This is a genomic window from Anaerotignum sp., from assembly GCF_031981185.1.
Lineage (GTDB): Bacteria > Bacillota > Clostridia > Lachnospirales > Anaerotignaceae > Chakrabartyella.
In genome coordinates this window covers 88,061-88,705 of sequence record NZ_DALYUL010000010.1, presented here as the reverse complement: position 1 = coordinate 88,705, position 645 = coordinate 88,061, and the positions used below count along the sequence as shown (strand labels likewise).

Sequence of the window (645 nt, the reverse complement as noted above, 5' to 3'; positions counted from 1 at the left end):
AAGGAATCACAACCTATCCCTTTAATATTTTTGGTTGTGGATGGGAAAAGGTGACTCCGACGATTGAACAACTTCCTTTTAAGGGAGATACTGTAATTGGCAACGATGTGTGGATAGGACAAAATGTAACCATTATGCCGGGTATTCAAATTGGAGATGGTGCCATTATTTCCTCCAATGCAACGGTAGTAAAGAATGTGGAGCCCTATGCAATATACGGTGGGAATCCAGCTAAATTAATCAAAAAAAGATTTGCTGATGAGATAGTTGAATTTTTACTTAAGCTTCAATGGTGGAATTGGGACGAAGAGAAAATATTTCATAATCTTGAAAAACTAACATCAGAAAGCGGGCTAGAGCAATTTATGAAAGATTGCTTAGATCCAGGACCTCTTTATCATGGAACAAAAGCAGATTTGAAGGTGGGAGACTTGCTGGAGCCCGGTTATCATTCAAACTATGGTGAGAGAAAAAAAGCAAACTATGTCTACTTTACGGGAACACTAGATGCGGCTGTTTGGGGAGCCGAACTGGCGATGGGGGATGGAAGAGGTAGAATTTATATTGTAGAGCCTTTAGGAGGCTTGGAGAACGATCCAAATTTGACAGATAAAAAATTTCCAGGAAACCCTACCAGATCCTATC

The 645-nt window shown here is 40.0% G+C and carries 1 protein-coding gene and 1 pseudogene; both read left to right on the top strand.

What is annotated here, in order from left to right:
* Nucleotides 1-344 (top strand): annotated as a pseudogene (locus RTK36_RS16690) (CatB-related O-acetyltransferase); the annotation flags it as partial.
* A gap of 21 nt (nucleotides 345-365) precedes the next feature.
* On the top strand, nucleotides 366-645 hold a 280-nt coding region (arr, locus tag RTK36_RS07580; RefSeq protein WP_312045912.1), incomplete at its 3' end, for an NAD(+)--rifampin ADP-ribosyltransferase.